Here is a 15,333-nt window from a genome sequence, read left to right on the forward strand (position 1 = left end):
CGAGAGATCCCCGATGAACCAGCAGCTCGACCTCCACGGCTCGTTCCACGTCTACGACACCACCCTGCGCGACGGCATGCAGCAGGAGGGGCTCAACCCCACGGTGGCCGACAAGCTCGCCATCGCGCGGCACCTGGACGGGCTCGGCGTCGGCTACATCGAGGGCGGCTGGCCGGGTGCGAACCCCAAGGACACCGAGTTCTTCCGGCGCGCAGCCGTCGAGCTGGACCTCGAGCACGCCCGGCTCGCGGCGTTCGGCTCGACCCGACGCGCCGGCCTGCTCGCCGCCGACGACCCGCAGGTCGCGGCGCTGCGTGAGAGTGGGGCAGGCGTCGTCACCCTGGTCGCGAAGTCCCACGTCGGGCACGTCGAGAAGGCGCTGCGGACCACGCTCGAGGAGAACCTCGCGATGATCCGCGACACCGTCTCCCACCTGCGGGCCGAGGGACAGCAGGTGTTCCTCGACGCCGAGCACTTCTTCGACGGCTACCGGCTCGACCGGGCCTACGCGCTCGAGGTGCTGCGGACGGCGTACGACGCCGGTGCGGAGGTCATCGCGCTGTGCGACACCAACGGCGGCATGCTTCCGGGCTGGGTCTCCGACGTCGTCAACGACGTCCTCGAGACGACCCAGGTCCGCGTCGGCATCCACTGCCACAACGACACCGGTCTCGCGGTCGCCAACACGCTCGCGGCCGTCGAGGCGGGCGCGACCCACGTCCAGGGCTGCATCAACGGCTACGGAGAGCGCACCGGCAACGCCGACCTCGTCAACGTCGTCGCCAACCTCGAGCTCAAGCTCGACCGGCAGGTGCTGCCGCCCGGCCTGCTCACCGAGGCCACCCGGATCGCCCACGCCGTCGCGGAGGTGACCAACGTGCCGCCGGCCGCGCGCCAGCCCTACGTCGGCGCCTCGGCCTTCGCGCACAAGGCCGGCCTGCACGCCAGCGCGATCAAGGTCGACCCCGACCTCTACCAGCACATGGACCCGGCCGGGGTGGGCAACGACATGCGTCTGCTCGTCTCGGACATGGCCGGTCGCGCGACCATCGAGCTCAAGGGCAAGGAGCTCGGCTTCGACCTCTCCGACAACCCCGAGCTGGTCACCCGGGTGACCAACCGGGTCAAGGAGCTCGAGCTGCGCGGCTACACCTTCGAGGCCGCGGACGCGTCCTTCGAGCTGCTCCTCGCCGAGGAGGTGGACGGCCGGCGGCCGTCGTACTTCGACGTCGAGAGCTGGCGGGTGATCACCGAGACGCTCACCCACGCCGCGCCGGGCGAGGAGGCGGTCTCCGAGGCGACCGTGAAGCTCACCGCCGCCGACGTGCGCTACGTCGTGACGGGGGAGGGCAACGGCCCGGTCAACGCGCTCGACCAGGCGCTGCGCTCGGCGATCGAGCAGGCGTACCCCGAGATCGCGAAGTTCGAGCTGATCGACTTCAAGGTCCGCATCCTCGACCAGGGCCACGGCACCGACGCCATCACCCGTGTGCTCATCGAGACCACCGACGGCGCGTCCTCGTGGGTGACGGTCGGCGTCGGCGCGAACGTCATCGAGGCATCCTGGGAGGCGCTCGTGGACAGCCTCACCTACGGGCTGCTGCGCCACCACCAGGACTGATCTCCCGCTGCTGCCGCGGGCGATGAGTCCCGCGGCCGCGGCCGGTCCATCCTGCATGGACACCCTCGTGAGCGGACTGGGCCTGGTGGAGTCACCGCGGTGGCACGACGGCCGGATCTGGTTCAGCGACTGGACGCACGGCCGGATCATCGCGGTCGACGAGCACGACTGCGTCGAGGTGGTCGTCGAGCACCCGTCGCTGCCGCTGTGCTTCGACTTCCTGCCCGACGGGCGGCTGGTCCTGGTGTCGAACCAGGTGCACGCGCTGCTCGTCCGGGAGCCGGACGGCACCCTGGTGAGGTACGCCGACCTGGCCGGGCTGTCGTCGTACGGCCACAACGACATCGTGGTCGACCGCCTCGGCCGGGCGTACGTCAACAGCTGCGACTTCGACTTCGCCGTCGGCCCGCCGGACGGAGCCCGGGCGCCCGGCTTCGTGGCGCTCGTGCTGCCCGACGGCACCGCCCGCGTGGTGGCCGACGACCTCGCGTTCCCCAACGGGATGGCCCTCACCGCCGACGGCCGGACGCTGGTCGTCGCGGACTCCTACCGCTCGCAGCTGGTGGGATTCGACATCGCCGAGGACGGCTCCCTGTCGCGACGGCGGATCTGGGCCGACCTCGGCACCGACAACCCCGACGGCATCTGCCTCGATGCCGAGGGGGCCGCCTGGTACGCCGACGTCCCGCACCGGCGCTGCGTCCGCGTCGCCGAGGGCGGCGAGGTGCTGCGCACCGTCGAGCTGGACCGCGGCGGGTTCGCCTGCGCGATCGACGGCGACCGGCTCTACGTCGTCGCCGCGCACTGGCCGGGGCCCGCGGAGCTCCCGACCTTCCAGGACTGGGACGGTCAGCTGCTGCGGGTGGCGCTGGGCTGAGCGACGACCCGCGCGACCAGGTCGTTCCAGCCGGCGACGACCTGCGCCTCGCTCATCCCGCCGGCGTCCATCAGCTGGCGCAGCACCGGCACGCCCAGCGGCGCGACCAGCGCCGTCGCCAGGTAGCCCAGGTCGCCCTGCACCCCGAGCTGGGACAGCAGCATCCGCACGTGCAACGACACGAACCCGAGCACGGCGTAGTTCTCGCCCCACGTGGTCCCCGCCGCCTCGATGAGCGCGGCCTGCTCGCGGTGGTGGCGAAGCCGGGACGCGCCGAACGCCAGCAGCCGCTCCATGGGCGGCGCACCCGGGCCCAACGGCGGGGGCCCGCTGATCACGCTCGCCTGCCACTCCTCCTCGCGGTGGTTGAGCAGCGAGGCCATCAGCCCCTCGCGGCTCCCGAACCGCCGGAACACCGTGCCCTTGCCCACGCCCGCCCGGGCGGCGACCGCCTCGGTCGTGAGGTCGTCGACCCCGCAGCTCTCGATCAGCTCGGCCGCGGCCCGCAGCAGCGCCTCCCGGTTGCGGGCGGCGTCGCGTCGTACGACGGGCGCGGTCGTGATCAGCGGGAGGTCCTTCGGCATGGTGAGGCCACCCTAGGTCGCGGCGCCGACAGGCGTTCGCGAAAAAACTCCTCGCACCCCGGGAATGAAAGCGGACCGTGGTCCGTTTCGACCTCCATGACTGACACCCAGAGCACCCGCGTCGCCGTCCTCGTCGGATCCCTCCGGGCCGACTCCCTCAACCGCAAGCTCGCCGAGATCCTGCGCGACGAGGCGCCGGCCGGCGTCACGCTGGACATCATCGAGGGCCTCGGCGAGGTCCCGTTCTACAACGAGGACCTCGACGGCGAGTCTGCCCCTGCCGCCGCCGTCGCCCTGCGCGAGCGCGTCGCCTCCGCCGACCGCGTCCTGGCGGTCACCCCCGAGTACAACGGCACCATGCCCGCGGTCCTCAACAACGCGATCGACTGGATCTCGCGCCCGTACGGCGCCGGCGCCGTGGTCGGCAAGCCGTTCGGCGTCATCGGTGCCACCCCGACGCCCTACGGCGGCAAGTGGGCCCACGGTGACACCGCTCGCTCCGCCGGCATCGCCGGTGCGATCGTCGTCGAGGACGTCACCGTCTCCCAGCCGGCCGTCGACGTCGACCCGACCACCGACCCCGAGGTCCGCGCCAAGCTGCTCGCCGCGCTCGGCACCCTGGTCGAGTTCGCCCCCGAGGTGAGCGCGGCCTGACCCCGCCGTCCCGACGCCGCTGCCGCACGCCCACCGCGTGCGGCAGCGGCATTTTTGGTGAGGCTCCTTACCGGTGACAGCGCGTCACAACAAGAGTTGATCTTCTGGTGAGGGTTCGGCTGAATGGGCCCGATCGCTGCACCCCTCGCTCCCAGGAGAACCCATGCCGCTGCTCCCGTCCCGTCGTGCCCGAGCCCGCCTCGCCGCTCTCGTCGCGCTCGTCGCCCTCCCGGCCGCCACCCTCGTCCCGACCGCCCGGGCGGCCGACGAGCCGCACCCGTTCGAGGTCTTCCGCAACTGCCCGGCCCAGCAGATGCTGGCCGAGGCCGACGACGCGTCGACGTCGTGCGTCACCGCCGTGGTGACCGGCGGCACCTTCGTGATCGGCAAGGGCACCGTGCCCGTGACGGCGCAGTCGGTGCTCTCGCTCGGCATCGCGAGCGTCGGCGCAGGGGAGAAGACCTTCGGGACGCCCGGCAAGGTGTTCACCTCGTCCCCGATGCAGGTCCCCGGCGGGCTGCTCGGCGTGCCGGGTGTCGAGCGGTTGCTGCCCGGCCTCACCGACGTGACCGCCACGGTCGAGCTCGCCACCACGCAGCTCCCGCAGATCGACATCCTCGCCTCGATCTACGGCGGCGAGGTGGTCGCCCTGCCCGTGAAGATCCGGCTCAGGAACGCCCTGCTCGGCGGCGGCTGCTACATCGGGTCGAACGCGAACCCGATCGTGCTGCACCTGGCCATGGAGAAGGCCGGGTCCTTCGAGTTCGTGCCCGTCGGCGAGGCCGGCAGCCTGATCCACGCCCGGGGCGGTGTCGTCGTCGACCGGTCCTTCGCCGTCCCGGCGGCCACCGGGTGCGGGGTCGGCGGCCTGCTCAACGGAGTCGTCAACGCCCGTCAGGGCCTGCCGTCGCCGGCCGGCAAGAACAGCGCCGTCCTCGACCAGGACGCCTACCTCGGCGGCCCGGCCTCGGAGGTCCTCGCCTTCCAGCAGCGCTGATCTCGCCCGAGCACCCGACGGCTAGGGTCGGGTCGTGGCCGAACTCCACGACCTGACCGCCCTCGAGCAGGGGGCGCTGATCCGCTCCGGCGAGATCAGCCCCGTCGAGCTCACCGAGCACTACCTCGAACGCGCCGCGCGTCTCCCGCAGGAGTACGTCGACGGCGCGTTCGTGCACCGGGACCCGGATGCCGCGCGGCGCCGCGCCCGGGAGGTCGCGGCGGTGGGTCCGGTCGGGGACGGTGCGTCCCCGCTGGCCGGCGTACCGACGGCGATCAAGGACCTCAACCTCACCCGCGGTGTCCCGACCGCGTTCGGGTCACCGGCGTTCGCGGGCTACGTGCCCGACGTGTCCGACAGCGTCGCGCTGGCGATCGAGGACGCCGGACTGGTCAGCCTCGGGAAGACGAGCACGCCCGAGTTCGGCTCACCCTGCTACACCGAGCCGGAGGGTCGCCCGCCCGCCGTCACGCCGTGGGACACGACCCGGATGGCGGGTGGCTCGTCGGGGGGTGCGGCGTCCGCCGTCGCGGCCGGGCTGGTGCCGGTCGCGCAGGGCTCCGACGGCGGCGGCTCGATCCGGATCCCGGCGTCCTGCTGCGGGCTGGTCGGGCTGAAGCCGACCCGCGGCCGGATCAGCGGCTTCCCCGTGTACGGCGACCCGGTCGGGCTGGCCGTGTCGGGCCCGATCGCCCGCACGGTCGCGGACGCCGCGGCGCTCCTCGACGTGCTCGCCGGCCGCCGCGCCGGCGACCCGGCCTGGGCCCCCGACCCGACCGGGACCTTCCTGTCCGCCGCGGGCCGCGAGCCCGGCCGGCTGCGGATCGCCCGCTTCGACCGGCCGGTGATCGCGGACGTCGAGGTGCACCCGGAGGTCCAGCAGGCGTACGACGACGCCTCGCGCCTGCTCGCCTCGCTCGGTCATGTGATCGAGGACGTGCAGGTGCCCCTGCCGCCTGAGGCGGTCGCCGTCTTCGAGACCTGCTGGGCGGTGCTCACGGCGCTCTCGACGGTTCCGCTCGAGCCTGCCCAGCGCGAGCAGATCAGGCCGCTCACCCGCTGGCTCGGCGAGCGCGGCGAGGCCGTCTCCGGACCGGAGTTCGGGCTGGCGATCGGGGCGATGCGCCGCTACGCCGCGGGCGCGCTGGTCGCGCTGGCGCCGTACGACATCGTGCTCACCCCGACCCTCGCCGCCCCGCCGCTGCCCGTCGGTGCCCTCCGCGACGACGACGACCCGGCGGCCGACTTCGAGGCGCAGAAGCGCTTCACACCGTGGACCTCCGCGTGGAACGTGACCGGCATGCCGGCGATCTCGCTGCCGCTCCACCAGACCTCCGACGGACTACCGGTCGGCGTCATGCTCGCCGCCCGCCCTGCCGAGGAGGAGCTGCTCATCTCGCTCGCCGCGCAGGTCGAGGCCGCGGCACCATGGAAGGACCGCCACCCGCCGCTGTGGTGAGGTGCGGGAATCGCCGCTTCAGCGGTGATTCCGGCGCTTCCTGCCCTTTGCGACGGCCAAGAAGCGCCAGTTCCGGTCAGGAAGTGGGGCCGAACCATCCCGGCGCGGCCGTCGTGAACTCATCGGGACGCAGGTCCCCGGCACCGTCGGGGATGACGGCGAGGACCGGGACACCGGTCAGGCGGGTCAGGTCGGTGCGGTTGCACGTCTCGGCCACGCCGGGCTCGGCCGGCCAGGCGCCGATGACCAGGCCCGCGGGCTCGACCTGGACCGCCCGCAGCGCAGTGGTGGTCAGCTCGGTGTGGTTGAGCGTGCCGAGACCCGCACGGGTGACGACGACGACCTCCACGGGTGAGGAGACGACGTCGTCCGGTCCCCGGCGGCGCAGGGCGAAGGTCAGGTCGCGGGCGAGGTCGAGCAGGGTGCCGCCCTCGGTGTCGAGGCGGACCAGCAGGCCGCCCGCGCCCTCGACCAGCACGAGGTCGTAGTCCGGGAGCAGCTCGCGGATCCGGGTGACGTGCTCGCGCACGGTCGGGATGGCCACGCCCTGGCGGCGCGCGGCGGTGTCGGGCGCGAGCGGCTCGTCGAGCGCGACCAGCTGGACCGTGTCGGCGCCGGTGAGGCGGGCGACCGTGTCGACGTCGGGCACGTCCGGGTCGGCGCCGCCCACGCCGGTCTGCACCGGCTTCACGACGAGCACCCGGTCTCCGGCCGCGACCGCACGGGCCGCAAGAGCAGCGGTGGCGACGGTCTTCCCGACCCCGGTGTCGGTGCCGGTCACCACCACGACGCGCGTCACTGGTGCTCCTTCACGAGGTCGACGAGCACCTCGACCGCCCGCGCCCAGTCGTCCTCGGGAACTCCCGCGGTGACGGTGATCCGCAGCCGCGAGATGCCGTCGGGGACCGACGGTGGCCGGAAGCAGCCGACCCGCAACCCGGCCTCCAGGGCCGCGGCCTGGGCGGCGACGGCGGCCTGTGGCGAGGACATCGGCACCGAGAGCACCGCGCCCGCAGGGGCCACGACGCCGAGGATGTCGGCGAGGGAGGCGACCCGGGTCCGTACGGTCGCGCCCAGCTCGGGCCGCGCGCGGATCGCCCGCAGCGCGGCCAGCGCGCCCGCGGTCGGGGCCGGCGCGAGGCCGGTGTCGAAGATGAACGGACGGGCCCGGTTGACGAGGTGCTCGCGCAGCGCGGACGAGCCGAGCATGGCCCCACCCTGGGCGCCGAGCGACTTCGACAGGGTCGCGGTCACGACGACGTGGGGGAGCCCGGCGAGCCCGAGCGTGGCGACGAGCCCGGGCCCGTGGACACCGACGCCGTGGGCCTCGTCGACGACCAGCAGGGCGTCGTACTGCTCGCACAGGGCGGCGAGCTCGACCAGTGGTGCGGCGTCGCCGAGCACGGAGTAGACCGACTCGACGAGCACCATCGCCCGCTCACCGGCCTCGGCGGCGGCCGCCAGGCCGGCGTGGACGGCGTCGACGTCGCTGTGAGGTACGACGCTCAGCCGGGCTCGCGACAGCCGGACGGCATCGACCAGCGAGGCGTGGATGTGGGCGTCCGAGAGCACCCGGGTGGTGCGGTCCGCGAGGGCGGTCACCACCGCCAGGTTGGCGTGGTAGCCGGTCGAGAGGACCAGTGCCGCCGGCTGCCCGAGGTAGTCGGCGAGCTCGAGCTCGAGCTCCTCGTGCAGGACGAAGGTGCCGGTCACCAGGCGGGACGCGCTGGCGCTCGATCCCCACCGGAGCGCGGCGTCCGCGGCCGCCCGCCGGACCTCGGGGTCGCGCGCGAGGCCGAGGTAGTCGTTGCCGGCGAGGTCGATGGTCGCGTCGTCGGCCGCCCAGGCGCGCAGCCGCCGGGTCAGGCCCGCGGCCTCCCGCTGCCCGGCCTCTGCCTCCAGCCACTTCTCCCAGGTGGTCATCCGGCCTTCACCGCCTCCGTCATGCCGCCGATGAGCTGGTCGATCGCGTCCGGCCCGGCGACGTACGGCGGCATCGCGTACACCAGGTCCCGGAAGGGGCGCAGCCACACGCCCGCGGCGAGCGCGGCGTCGGTGGCGGCGACGACGTCGACGAGGTGGTCGAGCTGCACGATGCCGACGGCGCCGATGGTGCGGACGTCGGCCACGCCGGGCAGGTCGCGCAGGGGAGCGAGCCCGGCGCTCAGCTGGTCGCCGATCGCGGTGACCGTCGCCCTCCAGTCGGAGGCGAGCAGCAGGTCGATCGACGCGCTCGCCACGGCGCAGGCGAGCGGGTTCCCCATGAAGGTCGGACCGTGCATGACGACCCCCGCCTCGCTGCCGGAGATGCCGCGGGCGACGGCGTCGGTCGTGATCACGGCGGCGAGGGTCAGGTAGCCGCCGGTCAGTGCCTTGCCCAGGCACAGCACGTCGGGCGTGACGAGCTCGCTGACGAACAGGTGGCCGGTGCGGCCGAAGCCGGTCGCGATCTCGTCGAACACCAGCAGCAGGCCGTGCTCGTCGGCCACCTCGCGCAGCACCTGCAGACAGGCGACGGGGTAGGGCCACATGCCGCCGGCGCCCTGCAGCAGCGGCTCGACGATGATGCCGGCCAGCTCGTGGGCGTGCTGCTCCGCGAGGCTGCGCACGGCGTCGGCCCAGTCCGCGACGGCCGTCGGGTCGGCGTCGTACGACGGCGGCCGGGGCGCAAACACCTGCTCCGGAAGGAGTCCCGCCCACAGCGAGTGCATCCCGCCGATCGGGTCGGTGACGCTCATGCAGTCGAAGGTGTCGCCGTGGTAGCCCCCGAGCACGGTGAGCATGCGGGTGCGCTCGGGCCGGCCGACCCCGCGCTGGTACTGCAGCACCATCTTGATTGCGACCTCGACGCTCACCGAGCCGGAGTCGGCGAGGAAGACCCGCTCCAGCGGTGCCGGGGTGATCTCGACGAGGCGCCGGCCCAGCTCCACCGCGGGCTCGTGGGTGAGGCCGCCGAACATGACGTGGCTGAACCGGCCGGCCTGCTCGGCGACCGCGGCGTCGAGCGCCGGGTGCCGGTAGCCGTGGATCGCCGACCACCACGACGACATCCCGTCCACGACCCACCGGCCGTCGACCTCCAGCTCCCAGCCGCGGGCGGCCGTGACCAGCCGGACCGGGGTCGGCTCGGTCATCGAGGTGTAGGGGTGCCAGAGGTGCTCGCGGTCGAAGGCGAGGGTTTCGACGAGCTCGGTCACCGGGAGATCAGCCATCACGGCAACCTCAGGCGTTGGCGGCGACCTCGGTGCCCGCACCTCGCGTGCGGATCACCGGCTTGTTGTCAGCCTTGGTGTCAGCCCTGTCGGCGGCGACCGAGCAGCCGCCGCAGCCGTCGCCGCACCCGGTGCCGGCCGCCGAGCCGCACGGGGTCGTCGCGTGGGCACGGTGGGTCACGCCGGCCTCGTGGGAGGCGATCAGCTCGTCGAAGGCGCCCTGGTCCATGCCCAGGATCGAGAAGCCGTTGTCGCGCAGCATGTGCAGGTCGGTCAGCGCGTCCTGGCCCTCGGAGGTGAGGTAGTCGCCGAGGAAGATCGAGTTCGCGACCTGCAGGGCGGTGGCCTGCAGCGTGCGCAGGTGCATCTCGCGGCCGCCGGCGATGCGGATCTCCTTGTCGGGGCACACGAAGCGCGCCATCGTCAGGATCTTCACGCAGCGGATGGGGGAGAGCTCCCAGGTGTTCTGGTACGGCGTCCCGTCGAACGGCATCAGGAAGTTCACCGGGATCGAGTCGGTGTCCAGCGCCTTCAGCGCGAACAGCGCCTCGACCAGCTGCTCGTCGGTCTCGCCGAGACCCGCGATCAGGCCGGAGCACGGCGACAGACCGGCGTCCTTGGCCTTGCCGATGGTGTCCACGCGGTCGTCGTACGTGTGCGTCTGGACGATGTTGTCGTGGTGCGACTCGGCCGTGTTGATGTTGTGGTTGTAGGCGTCGACACCCGCTGCCTTGAGCCGCGCGGCCTGCCCGTCCTTGAGCAGGCCGAGGCAGGCGCAGACCTCGACGCCGTCGTACTCGTCCTTGAGGGCCTCGGTCATCTCCACGACCTTGTCGATGTCGCGCTCGGAGGGACCGCGGCCCGACGACACCATGCAGACCCGGGTCGCGCCGCCGCGCAGGCCGGCGCCGGCCTGCTTGAGGGTCTCCTCCTTGGAGAGCCAGGAGTACTTGAGGATCGGCGCCTCGGAGCCCATCGCCTGCGAGCAGTAGTTGCAGTTCTCGGGGCACAGGCCGGACTTGAGGTTGACCAGGTAGTTGACCTTGACCGTGTTGCCGAAGTGCTCGCGCCGCAGTCGCGCCCCTGCTGCGACGACCGACATCAGGTCGGCGTCCGGCGCCCGGAGCACGGCGAGCGCGTCGGCCTCGGTGGCTGCGCCTCCGCCGAGGATGCGGGTGGCCAGCTCGTCGAAGTTCGGGGCGGTCGTCGTGGTGGTCATGGTGCTCCTCGTGCGGTCCTGGATCCGACCTGAACGGTGTTCAGGTCGCTCAGGATAGCCGGGATCCGCGGCTTTGGGGAGAGGTGAGCGCCGTCAGTCGTCGCCGAGGCCCCGCGCGTGCAGCGCGTCCCCGGTGGCCCGGGCGTGCGCGACGACCCGGATGACGAGCGGCGTGAGGTAGGCGCGCGGGTTGCGCTCGAGCCCCCGCGCGCGGGCGGCGTCGCGGGTCTCGCCGGCGATGGCGAGCGTGAGCGGGATGCCGCGGATCATCAACGAGAAGGCGAGCGCGACCAGCTCCGGGTTGACGCCGAGTCGGCGCAACGGCCCGAGCCAGCGGGTGATCGCGTCGACCATCCGCTCGACGGACGTGGTCGTGGTGAAGGCGGTGGCCAGCAGCAGGAGCGCGACGAGGGCGCCGACGACGACGAAGGCGTGCTCGGCACCCCGCTGCCAGGTCTGGTAGGCCGCCAGCAGGGTCATCGCGACCGCGACCCCGCGCAGTGCCCGCAGCACCCGGCCGAGGCGGACGCCGGCGATCGCGCAGCAGGCCACCGCCAGCCCGAGCAGCCCCGCGGTGGTCGGGACCCCGCGGAAGGCCACCGCGACCACGCTGAGCACCAGCAGGCCGAGCAGCTTCGCGCCGACGGGCAGCCGGTGGAGCACGGAGGTGCCCGGCTGGTAGTCGCCGAGCGGACTGGCGGTCACCCCGCGCTCGCGCGGTAGTGGTCGACGACCTCGCCGGGTGCGCCGTCCGCGACGACCGCGCCGTCGTCGACGAGGAGCGCCCGGTCGCAGCGCAGTGCCAGGTCGAGGTCGTGGGTGGCGAGCACCAGCTGCTGGGGGAGGCCGAGCAGCAGGTCGCCGATCATCCGGGCGTTGCGCAGGTCGAGCAGCGTGGTCGGCTCGTCGGCCACCAGGATCGCCGGCTCGGTCGCGAGGACCCCGGCCAGGGCGAGCAGCTGGCGCTGGCCGCCGGACAGCGTGTGCACGCTGCGGTCGGCCAGCTCGTCGAGCCCGTACGACGCCAGCACCGCCCGCGCGGCGAGCGTCCGCTCCTCGCGCCCGCGCACCTGGTGGCGCAGCGACAGAGCGACGTCCTCGACGACGGTCGGCATGACCAGCTGGGCGCTCGGGTCGGTGAAGACGAAGCCGACACGGCGTCGTACCTCCCGGCCCTTCCTCGCCACGTCGAGTCCGTCGACGCTGACCCGGCCGGACGTCGGCTCGACGAGCCCGTTGACCAGTCGGGCGAGGGTCGACTTGCCCGAGCCGTTGGGGCCGATCAGCGCGATCCGCTGCTCGGTGAGGTCGAGCGTGGTCTCCCGCAGGACGGTGACCTCGGGAGCCGGGCCGCCGGGCGTCGCGGCCCGGACGACGACCCGGTCGAGCTCGATCCGGCTCACGCCGCGGAGGTCTCCTCGACCTCGGCGGGGCGGGTGCGGGCCGCGAGGTCGGGGAACGCGCGGTGCACGGCCGTGGCGACGAGCGCCATCACCACGTTCTTGGCGATGTCACCGGGGAAGTAGGCGGCGTCGAAGCCGAACGCCTCCTTGAGGCTGAGGTCCGCGCGCCAGGCGAGGTTGAGCGGTCCGAGGGTGTGCACCACGAGGAAGCTGCTCAGCAGGCCGCAGGTGAACACGAACGCGAACTGGGTGGCGTTGTGGCGGTTGCGGTAGACGAGGAAGCCGCACAGCGCGGCCGCGATCGGGAACGCGACGAGGTAGCCGGCGGTGACGCCGCTGTAGTGCGAGATGCCGGACGCGCCGCCGGAGTAGATCGGCAGCACCAGGCCCGCGACCAGGTAGAGCACCACGCACAGGAAGCCGCGCACGGGGCCGAGCACGGCGCCCGCGAGAAGCACGCCGAAGGTCTGCAGCGAGTACGGGACGCCGATGCCGGTCTTGATGTCCGGCAGGATGGCGCACACCGCGATGAGCGCGGCGAAGCCGGCGATCAGGGCGACGTCGGTGGTGGGGGTACGGCGGGTCATCGGGTCACTCTCGGTTCCGGGGGGCGCATGGTGTCGCGCAGTTGAACGGTGTTCAGGTTAGGCTGGGTGTCGCACCGGGGTCAACGCGGCCCCGCACGGGACGAGGAGCTGCAGGGTGCGGTACCGCAGGGACGACGTGGTCGCGCGGGCGATCGAGGTGCTCGACGCGCACGGCCTCGACGCGCTGTCCATGCGCCGTCTCGCCGGCGACCTCGGCGTCCAGCCCGGCGCGCTCTACCACCACTTCACCAACAAGGACGCGCTGCTCGCCGCCATCGCCGACGAGATCCTGCGCCGCGGCCGGCGTCCGGCCGAGATCATGGCCTGGGACGCGGAGGTGCAGCTGCTCTGCCTCGGCCTGCGCGACGCGATGCGCCGGCACCGCGACGGCGCCGTCCTCATCGCCCAGGTCAACCGCGCCGACGCCGAGGCCCTCGAGCGCCCGTTGCGTGACGCGCTCGAGCGCGCCGGCGCCGGCGCCGACCTCGCCGGGGTGGGTGCCCGCACGCTGCTGCGCTACGTGCTCTCCCACGAGGACGATACGGACGCCGACTTCGCCCTCGGCCTCGGCCTGCTGCTCGACGGACTGCGCCAGCGGCTCACTCCGGGAACGTGATGGACTGGACGATCTCCCGGATGGCGCTGGGAGGATCGCCCGCACACGGATCGCACATGCTCTGCAGGACCACCCGCCGGCCGCCCGCGTCGAGGATCCACCACTCGCCGACGTAGCTCGGCGTGACGTTGTTGTTGGTGCCGTCGATGCCGGGCAGGTTGACCTGTCCGTCGCGGCAGATGGGGGCGTCGAAGTCGGGATCGATCCGCATCAGCAGGTACTGGCCCTGGGCGCCGCCGATCGTGACGGGCTCGGGAGGCGAGACCTGCAGGCCGGGCTGGGTGCGGATCGCCTCGACGAGGTCGGCGACGGTGGGTCCGACGCGAGTGATGCCGTCACCGTGGCACGGGTCCTCGGCCACGCCGTACCGTTCGGTGGCCGCCTCCACCTTCAGCAGGCCGTTCGACGTCAGGATGTAGAGGCCGCCGACCTCGGCACGGGTGCCGGACGGGAGGTCGACGTCGAGGGCGAGGGTGTCGCTGAGCGGGAAGCGGTAGCGGCCTTCGTCGAGGGCGGGCGGCTCCTCTCCGACGGCGGACGTCGGCAGGGCGCGCACACCGTCGGGGAGCACCACGACCGGTGTCGGGTCATGCACCGGCTCTGGGGGACCGGCCTCGTCGCGGGTGTGGAGGCCGATCCCGACCCCGGCGCCGACGACGGCGAGTGCCGCGGCGACTCCGGCGATCCGGTTGCGGCGGTCCCGGGAGCGGGCGGTGCGCACCAGCGATTCGAAGGCGGGAGGCGAGACGTCCTCGCCGACCTCGCGCAGCGAGTTCCAGTCAGCCATGGCTCGGCTCCTCCTTCTCCGCCAGCAGCTCGCCCAACCGGGCCCGGCCCCGGCCCAGGCGAGACTTCACGGTGCCGACCGGCAGGCCCAGGTCAGCGGCGATCTCGGCGACCGAGAGGTCGGCGAGGTGGTGCAGCACGACGACCTCGCGCTGGCCTGCGTCGAGCAGGCCCAGCGCCGTCACGAGGGCGACGTGCTCCGGACCCACGTCGAGGGACGGCTGCGGCGGCCGCTCGGTGGCCTGGTGCCGCCGGACCACCGCGGCATGCCGCCAGCCGTGGTGCAGGCGGTGCAGCGCGACGGTCCGGATCCAGGCCTCCGGATTCTGCACGCTCACGAGGGTCCGGCGCTTGCGGATCGCCGTGATGAAGGCCTCCTGGACGGCGTCCTCTGCGTCGGCCATGACCCCGCAGATCGCGTACATCTGGACGACGAGGCGGCGGTAGCACCCCGCGTACAGCACGTCGAGATCGTCTGCCTCCCGCCTGCTGTCCATGAGCACCTCCGTCATCTGTGACCACGGTCCCGCGTCAGGGCGCTGCTGTGAAGGTGATGGTGTCGACGACCTCGCGAACGCGATCGGACGCGTCCGCTTCGCACGGGTCGCACATGCCCTGGAGGACGACTCGCCGGCCACCGGTGTCGAGGATCCACCACTCTCCGACGTAGGCGGGGGTGACGTTGTTGTTGGTGCCGTGGATGCCGGGCAGGTTCACCTGGTGGTCACGGCACGACGACACGTCGAAGGCCGGGTCGATCCGGACCCGTAGGTACGTGCCGGTTGCGCCGCCGAGCGTTTCAGGGCGCGGCCGGCTCACCTTGAGCCCGGGCTGGTGCCGGATCGCCTTCACGAGGTCGGCCACGCGCGGCCCGACCGGCGTGATGCCGTCGCCGACACAGGGGTCGCTCGCCACGCCGTACCGATCGGTCGCGACCTCCGACTTCAAGACGAAGTCAGGGGTCATCAGGTAGAGGCCGCCGCTGTCGCCCTCGCTCCCCGCGGGGAGGTCGATCTCGAAGGCCAGCGTCTCGTCGAGCGGGACGTGGTACCGCCCCGCGACGAGCGAGGAGTCCTCGCCGGGCGCGGGCAGGAGCCGGGCGCCGTTCGGCAGCAGGCTCTCCTGCGCCGTGGCACTCGGGGTGGGCTCGCTCCCGGACGCCTTGGTGCCCTCGTCGTCGGAGCAGCCGGCGACCAGCGGCAGCAACGCCGCAGCGACCGCCACGCGGGCCGTGATCGTGCGTGATGACATCGGAGTCTCCTGTCGTGGGTGGCGACGGACGCCGAGTCGTCCCTGACACACCGACGAGGTCCAGCGC

The 15,333-nt window shown here is 73.0% G+C and carries 17 protein-coding genes; 6 read left to right on the top strand and 11 right to left on the bottom strand.

All coding sequences use genetic code 11. The features are described from left to right. Positions 1-13 precede the first annotated feature (13 nt). A complete protein-coding gene (gene cimA, locus BJ958_RS00880; protein WP_179724704.1) occupies positions 14-1,621 on the top strand; it encodes a citramalate synthase in 1,608 nt (535 codons plus the stop codon). A gap of 55 nt (positions 1,622-1,676) precedes the next feature. Continuing rightward, positions 1,677-2,498 (top strand): SMP-30/gluconolactonase/LRE family protein, encoded by an 822-nt coding sequence (locus tag BJ958_RS00885; RefSeq protein ID WP_179724706.1) that lies wholly within the window; start codon positions 1,677-1,679, stop codon positions 2,496-2,498. On the opposite strand, the gene BJ958_RS00890 is transcribed toward BJ958_RS00885, so the two are convergent. Next, positions 2,471-3,082 (bottom strand): TetR/AcrR family transcriptional regulator, encoded by a 612-nt coding sequence (locus BJ958_RS00890; RefSeq protein ID WP_179724708.1) that lies wholly within the window; start codon positions 3,080-3,082, stop codon positions 2,471-2,473. The genes BJ958_RS00885 and BJ958_RS00890 overlap by 28 nt on opposite strands. A 96-nt stretch (positions 3,083-3,178) precedes the next feature. Between BJ958_RS00890 and BJ958_RS00895 the strand changes: the two genes are divergently transcribed. The 3 genes from BJ958_RS00895 to BJ958_RS00905 all read left to right on the top strand — a co-directional run bounded on the left by BJ958_RS00895 (position 3,179) and on the right by BJ958_RS00905 (position 6,192). Further along, on the top strand, positions 3,179-3,736 hold the full coding sequence (locus BJ958_RS00895; protein ID WP_179724710.1) for an NAD(P)H-dependent oxidoreductase: 558 nt from the start codon (positions 3,179-3,181) through the stop codon (positions 3,734-3,736). A 163-nt stretch (positions 3,737-3,899) separates the two neighbouring features. Beyond that, entirely contained in the window at positions 3,900-4,733 is an 834-nt protein-coding gene (locus BJ958_RS00900; RefSeq protein WP_179724712.1) for a hypothetical protein, read from the top strand. Between the two features lie 34 nt (positions 4,734-4,767). Continuing rightward, positions 4,768-6,192, top strand: coding sequence for an amidase family protein (locus tag BJ958_RS00905; RefSeq protein ID WP_179724714.1), 1,425 nt, complete (start codon positions 4,768-4,770; stop codon positions 6,190-6,192). 76 nt (positions 6,193-6,268) lie between these two features. Here BJ958_RS00905 and bioD read toward each other — a convergent pair whose 3' ends face one another. From bioD to BJ958_RS00940, 7 genes are all read right to left on the bottom strand, one after another. After that, a complete protein-coding gene (bioD, locus tag BJ958_RS00910) occupies positions 6,269-6,991 on the bottom strand; it encodes a dethiobiotin synthase (protein ID WP_179724716.1) in 723 nt (240 codons plus the stop codon). Continuing rightward, a complete protein-coding gene (locus BJ958_RS00915; protein ID WP_179724718.1) occupies positions 6,988-8,115 on the bottom strand; it encodes an 8-amino-7-oxononanoate synthase in 1,128 nt (375 codons plus the stop codon). Before BJ958_RS00915 ends, bioD begins: the two co-directional genes overlap by 4 nt. Then, positions 8,112-9,404 carry an adenosylmethionine--8-amino-7-oxononanoate transaminase gene (gene bioA, locus BJ958_RS00920; protein ID WP_179724720.1) on the bottom strand — a complete coding sequence of 431 codons (1,293 nt, stop codon included), beginning with the start codon at positions 9,402-9,404 and terminating at the stop codon, positions 8,112-8,114. Before bioA ends, BJ958_RS00915 begins: the two co-directional genes overlap by 4 nt. A gap of 10 nt (positions 9,405-9,414) precedes the next feature. After that, positions 9,415-10,623: a biotin synthase BioB gene (gene bioB, locus BJ958_RS00925; protein WP_179724722.1), complete on the bottom strand. Its 1,209-nt coding sequence runs from the start codon at positions 10,621-10,623 to the stop codon at positions 9,415-9,417. Positions 10,624-10,716: 93 nt separating this feature from the next. After that, complete coding sequence (locus BJ958_RS00930) at positions 10,717-11,328, bottom strand: CbiQ family ECF transporter T component (protein WP_179724724.1); 612 nt, start codon at positions 11,326-11,328, stop codon at positions 10,717-10,719. Next, positions 11,325-12,026 carry an ATP-binding cassette domain-containing protein gene (locus BJ958_RS00935; RefSeq protein WP_179724726.1) on the bottom strand — a complete coding sequence of 234 codons (702 nt, stop codon included), beginning with the start codon at positions 12,024-12,026 and terminating at the stop codon, positions 11,325-11,327. Before BJ958_RS00935 ends, BJ958_RS00930 begins: the two co-directional genes overlap by 4 nt. Next, complete coding sequence (locus BJ958_RS00940; RefSeq protein ID WP_179724729.1) at positions 12,023-12,613, bottom strand: biotin transporter BioY; 591 nt, start codon at positions 12,611-12,613, stop codon at positions 12,023-12,025. Before BJ958_RS00940 ends, BJ958_RS00935 begins: the two co-directional genes overlap by 4 nt. Before the next feature lie 115 nt (positions 12,614-12,728). Here BJ958_RS00940 and BJ958_RS00945 point away from each other — a divergent pair, with 115 nt between their 5' ends. Continuing rightward, the gene (locus BJ958_RS00945; protein ID WP_179724731.1) at positions 12,729-13,229 is read left to right on the top strand and encodes a TetR family transcriptional regulator; all 501 of its coding nucleotides are present in this window, start codon (positions 12,729-12,731) and stop codon (positions 13,227-13,229) included. On the opposite strand, the gene BJ958_RS00950 is transcribed toward BJ958_RS00945, so the two are convergent. Genes BJ958_RS00950 through BJ958_RS00960 form a run of 3 tightly spaced genes read right to left on the bottom strand, consistent with a single transcriptional unit; the run spans position 13,213 to position 15,266 of the window. Next, complete coding sequence (locus BJ958_RS00950; protein ID WP_179724733.1) at positions 13,213-14,016, bottom strand: hypothetical protein; 804 nt, start codon at positions 14,014-14,016, stop codon at positions 13,213-13,215. The genes BJ958_RS00945 and BJ958_RS00950 overlap by 17 nt on opposite strands. Further along, a complete protein-coding gene (locus tag BJ958_RS00955; RefSeq protein ID WP_246318986.1) occupies positions 14,009-14,527 on the bottom strand; it encodes an RNA polymerase sigma factor in 519 nt (172 codons plus the stop codon). Before BJ958_RS00955 ends, BJ958_RS00950 begins: the two co-directional genes overlap by 8 nt. A 19-nt stretch (positions 14,528-14,546) precedes the next feature. Then, positions 14,547-15,266: a hypothetical protein gene (locus BJ958_RS00960; protein WP_179724735.1), complete on the bottom strand. Its 720-nt coding sequence runs from the start codon at positions 15,264-15,266 to the stop codon at positions 14,547-14,549. Positions 15,267-15,333: the final 67 nt, after the last annotated feature.

The sequence above is a fragment of the Nocardioides kongjuensis genome, from assembly GCF_013409625.1.
GTDB lineage: Bacteria > Actinomycetota > Actinomycetes > Propionibacteriales > Nocardioidaceae > Nocardioides > Nocardioides kongjuensis.